Raw genomic sequence first — 5,665 nt, forward strand, 5'->3', positions numbered from 1 at the left:
AAACATGATTAAAGCCCCTTCACTGGCTAAGTTAAGGGGCTTTACATGAATTAAAAAAATACGCCCCTGATGAAGCGCAATATATAAGGCCGTCTGAAACAATATTGTTTCAGACGGCCTTGTTTCAAACTATCGATGATTCTTTTAACACTATCTTTCCAACCGTATTATCCATACGATAACGGCTGATTTCACCACGTACAATTAAATCAGCCGCTTGTTCAATCACATCTAAATCGACATCAAACCATTCAGAAGGGGTGTATTGCTTGCCATCCTTTCCAACCAGCTTAAGGTTTAATCTTTGGCCGGCAAAAAATGCATGAATCAGCCGCTCAAAGGTATGCGGATTGATATTACGGCACTCAAAACTCAATACCGGTCGGACTGGGCTTTCTAAAAAAGCAATGTCGTTTTCAGCATTTGCAATCCTATCTTCCACCGTACCCGTGGTAAAACCGATTTTGTACAAATTTTTAAACCGTGCAAGCTCAGGTTTCGGTGAAATAGCTTTCAATACATACAAATAGCCTGTTATTAAATCTTCTTTAGATGATGATTCCAGGCCGTCTGAAAATTCGATTGTTTCATGCAATATGATTTTACGTCCGTTTTCATCTTTATACACTGCACGCGCCAGAGAACGGGTAAGAATATCGGTTTCAGTGCCATTTTCATAAACCACTCTTAAACGCAGGTTAGTACGCGGACTTTGTCGTGCTTCTGTCTCCGCATAACCTGCGATATAACACAACACACCACCCAATAAAAACGCATCACCCGGTTGCAAAAAGGTTTCCGTTTTCAGCCGTTCCATGTGTGCCGTGCCGTTTTGAAGCGCAGCATGTATTTGTTTGAACCATGCTTCAAACCGCCAAAAATCTTTACATGGCCGCCGTTGAGCAGTTTCTTCCCCTGCATAGGGTTTACTGCTGTTATCACGCACGTGGCGGATATGAAAAATTTCGGTATTGCCGGTATCGAGCAAACCCAATGTATCGTTAGCGAAAATATCATCTAAACTTTGTACTTGCATGGCTGCTTGCTGCACCACAGTTTCATCAGATGGCTTCTCAGAGATTAAATTCAATTCATCTCCTGCCAGTAGAATTTCCCTGTGTTCCTTATTATCCAAAGCTGCCTGCCATTTTCTGGCCAAACGTTTTTCATCAAGTGCTCCCTGCGTATCAGGAAGTTTGCCATGCCGTCTGAAAAAATCAGCAATTTCGCTATAAAGCGAATGCAAAAGCTGATGATTGGTAGCCGCTTTTTGTACCGCTTTCACATCCTTCAGCAAACCCAATTCATCATTATCAAAAATATCCTTCAAGCTGCGTGGTGCATGGCGGAGGCGCATTCCGCTTAATTCCATCACTCACCTCCTGCCAATCGTTGTGCTTTTTTATTGCGGATATAAGCTAAAGCTTCAGCCATACGTTTTTCCAACACATCTTCCGCTTCCAATGAAGGATGCCGCCCATTATGTGTCTGCACAAATTCTTGAATGCGCGGCCACAACATCACTGCTTCCTCTTCGCTCATTTGGATACGGCTGGCCTGCACATGGTTTTGAATAGCTTTCAGCAATTCACTGTCGACATTTTTCGAAAGCACTTCATATGCCTGCTGAAAAGGATTAACTTCCCGAATCAAATCAATATTGAGCTTATCCACATTCACAAATTTTTCGCCAAGCTTAATAAACTGATTATTCAGGGCTTTGATTTCACCCGAATGTTTATTTTGCACTTGTGCACCTGCCGGAAGATTACGCTCGGCAATGATTTCCTCCGGTTTCAGACGGCTTTTTTCTTCATCGCTTAAGGTTTCCATATCCACAAACAGATTTCCGATTTGCACAAAACGGCCTTCATTTTCAACTTGTGCATCATCCGGCAAGCTGTCGCCTGCTACCAAACCACCGCTGCCATTGGCCACCATAATGGTCAAAACACCTTGTACAATCTGTTCCTGCTCTTCTTCAGTGGCATCAGGATAACGCTTAGCCACAATTTGAGGCAGCAGCACTTCATTTACCGTTTGTGCAGGCGCATTTTGATTGACATAACTTTTGGCTGCCTCTGTATTTTGCGTAAGCGTGGCAATGATATCGGTACCGTCACTATTTAAAATATCCACTACCTTTTTGGAAACCGATACAGCAGTATCATCCACCATCACCGTACCGACCGGCAGAATTTCACCTTCAACCATATCGGAGCGGCGGCGGAAAGTAATATTGGGCGCTAACACTTGCTCCATCAGCAACGAAAGCGTAATGGCTTTCAAAAGATTGTTTACCGATGCTTTCACATCTTCATCGGCCGCATCGGGCTGGGCAATTAAGTTGGTAAATTGTGCATGACTTTTGCCTTCACAATCACGGGTGGCACGGCCAATAATTTGCACCACTTCCGTCATCGAACTGCGGTAACCGATGGTCAACACGTGCTCGCAAAACGGCCAATCGAAACCTTCTTTCGCCATGCCCAAAGCAACGATAATATCCACATCATCACGATTTTTGGCACGCCGCAGATAATCCTGTATCAAAGCACGGTCAGACATTTTGCGGTCATCTACCAAATCAGCTAATTTCAGCAAGCGGCCGTCTGAAGTTTGTACCGTAATGATGCCGGTATCGCGGTCTTTGCCCACAAATTCGCCCAGCACGCTAATAATATGGTCAACCGCCTCATATTTATCCACAGCAGCTTCGCCCGAATTCACATTCGGAATATGGATAATCGTTTTCTTCGTAGAATCCAACACTTCCTTAAGGGCATCCATATACCGCCCCTGATAGAAATGATAGCCTAAGCCCAATGATTTCAAATATTGATAGCCGTTGAGCTGTTCATAGTAGGTATAGGTTACTTTTTCAAATTTCGCCTCGGCCTCTTCAGTAAGAATCGGCACGGTATCGCCACGGAAATAAGAACCGGTCATCGCCACAATATGCGCCGACGATTCAGCCATCAATTTATCCAACACAGCGCCCAAACGGTTGCTTTCCTCCGCCGATACATGATGGAATTCATCCACCGCCACCAACACATCATCAAACGCTGTTACATCATTCAAGGCATCAAAAGCAAAACGGAACGTAGCATGGGTGCAAACCAATACATCATCGTCTCCGGCCATAAAGCGTTTGAACGCATCCACCTTGCCTTTATCGCTTTCCGCACCGCCGCCGGTGCAGAGATTGTTTTCAGGTTTGACGCGCCAATCGGCCAAAAAACCGTGTGCACTTAAATCCGTATCGGCAAAAGAGCCACCGATAGACATTTCAGGCACGGCAATAATCGCTTTTTTGATGCCTTGATTGATGAGTTTGTCCAAAGCCAAAAACATCAGCGCACGCGATTTACCCGATGCGGGCGGCGCTTTGAGCAACAGATATTGCGCATCACGTTTGGCAAATGCTTTGGCCTGCATTTCGCGCATACCCATATTATTTTGCTGCGTACTCGCGCCCGTTTGCGCGTATTGGACGTTTAGAAGTGAGACAGTCATGTTGTTTTCCTTTTATGTCGGCAGAGACGAACCGCCACGTTGTTCCTATCGTGTGAATTACGGTAGATTAAGGCCGATTTTTCAGTGTTTTTTCGCGGCCGTTTTTTCTGCCTCAATCAGCTTTTCATACAGGCCAAACAAAAATTCCACCCGTTCAAGGCCGTCTGGAAAAGGTTGCGGACGGTAAAGCCTGTCGACCGCTTCATCCAGTGCACGGTGTGCGGCGCGTAAGGAATCGGGCATTTTTTCAGGATCGTACAGCTGCGCCAGTGTATGCGCAGGAAAATCATCACGTGCCTCCAACACCGCTTCGGCCAATTCGGTGATTTTTGCCTGCTGTGCGCTAGAAACTTCAGGCCACGGGAAGGTGTTGTAAATCAGCGTGCCGGAATAGCGATAATCACTTTTCAGACGGCCTGCTATAACCCGCAGCCAATCATTATGTGCGGCAGAACAGAGAATGCCGAATTCATAAAGAGTGGCATTGGGAATCATTTGATTACTATCAGTCGAAATCACATCACTGTTGAAAAAATCCATCGGTACATATTCACGGCGCTCCGATGAAACACGGGGGACGAGGATGTAGTTACCGGATTTTGGATGGCGGATTTCATCAAATAAATGTGGTATCGCTGCTTTCTTTACTGTTGCTGCTTTTTTACTTGCCAGCCGTACAGATCGAACTCTCTCTACACGCTTAGCAATTTCAGGATATTTTTCAGGTAAGCCTTCCAACTCTTCCTTATCCATATCGCGCAACCAAATACACCAGCGTTCTTGGCCATTGATAAACTCTTCCGAACCAAGCAGTTTTTTAATCCATTTTTCTGCCTGTGGTTCAGCAGCAAGCAAGGCTTCTTTTTCGGCAGGGCTCAAAATCAGATTGCCGCCCTCAACAGGTTTGTTTCCGTAAACCATTGGGGAAACTTTGCCCAAAGGCGTTTCCCGTGCTGCCACGGCCAGATTGCTGCCTGCAATCAGATACGGGCTGATATTGGCCACATTTTGCGCGCGCCATTCTTGATCAACGAGTTTAAACAGTTTCATATCTTGCCCATCGCCATTCAGACGGCCTGTTTCTTCCTCTGAGCGTTGTTCCGGCACCAAACCGATAATCACCACATGCACAGCGGCTTTTGCTTTGGCATTATTGACCCACGGAAACGTTTGATAAGCAAAGCCGATACGTACATCTAAGGCAAAAACAGACGGCCACAATGTTGCCACTTGCTCCCCTTGGCTGATGGAGTTGGTCGAAACCAATGCAAGCTTGGCACGGCTGTTTCGAATATATTGCGCGCCCTTCCAAAACCAGCAGGTTACATAATCCAATACGCCATATTTTTTCCAGCCTGCAAACACCAAATCCATGTCTTCGTTTTGGCCTTTATCGCGGCTGTTGCTGCCACCAAACGGCGGATTGCCGACGATATAAACTTCGTCTTCTGACCTGTTAGCGCGCGGGCAGAAACTTTCCCAGTCTTCACGCAATGCATTGGCCGCTTTAATGTTGCCACCGCTTTTTAAAGGCAGCGTAGGCAGGCTGTTGCCCAATTCATGCTCGTAAAGCAGATTCATTTGGTGTTCAGCCAGCCACAGGGAAAGCATGGCTATTTCGTGGGCGAAATCGTCAAGTTCGATACCATAGAATTGGTCAAGACGGATTTGGCTGTGAAACATGGCATTACTGTCTAAATCCTTAATCTTCTTGAAAATTTGGATTTCCAGCTTACGCAATTCTTTATAAGCAATAATCAGAAAATTTCCCGAGCCGCAGGCAGGGTCGAATATTTTGACTTTACCCAAGCGCATGGCAAGGCTGTGTAAGGCTTTCAGACGGCCTTCTACACTGGAATAACGTTTGAAAATATCATCAAAGGCCCTTACATTCGCCTAACAAGTGCAATTTCCAATAACAGAAAAGGCCAGTATGCGGTAGTATACTGCCTTTCCTGACAAGAAAGATTGCAATATGGCCTACACACAACTGACCTCACACCAAAGATACTACATTTCCAGACATTACCGCAACCTACCCCTAAACCAAATCGCACAGAACATCGGTTGTCATCCCGCCACCGTCAGTCGGGAAATCAGACGGCATTCCGTCAACGGAACCTACTGTTACCGAAAAGCACAACAG

General features: G+C 45.7%; 4 protein-coding genes. 1 reads left to right on the forward strand and 3 read right to left on the reverse strand.

The annotated features are described in order from the left end of the window. Positions 1-124 precede the first annotated feature (124 nt). The 3 genes from CRG49_RS12130 to CRG49_RS12140 form a co-directional block, all read right to left on the reverse strand. Positions 125-1,372, reverse strand: a complete 1,248-nt coding sequence (locus CRG49_RS12130) for a GIY-YIG nuclease family protein (RefSeq protein WP_095501792.1) — start codon at positions 1,370-1,372, stop codon at positions 125-127. Continuing rightward, entirely contained in the window at positions 1,372-3,519 is a 2,148-nt protein-coding gene (locus CRG49_RS12135; RefSeq protein ID WP_195714676.1) for a DEAD/DEAH box helicase, read from the reverse strand. The genes CRG49_RS12130 and CRG49_RS12135 overlap by 1 nt, the downstream gene beginning before the upstream one ends. An 81-nt stretch (positions 3,520-3,600) precedes the next feature. Beyond that, entirely contained in the window at positions 3,601-5,391 is a 1,791-nt protein-coding gene (locus tag CRG49_RS12140) for a DNA methyltransferase (RefSeq protein WP_324252677.1), read from the reverse strand. Positions 5,392-5,494: 103 nt separating this feature from the next. Between CRG49_RS12140 and CRG49_RS14105 the strand changes: the two genes are divergently transcribed. Continuing rightward, positions 5,495-5,665: helix-turn-helix domain-containing protein (locus CRG49_RS14105; protein WP_157807888.1), on the forward strand; the 171-nt coding region annotated here is incomplete at its 3' end.

This window comes from Neisseria sp. N95_16, from assembly GCF_002551535.2.
Taxonomy (GTDB): Bacteria; Pseudomonadota; Gammaproteobacteria; order Burkholderiales; family Neisseriaceae; genus Neisseria; species Neisseria brasiliensis.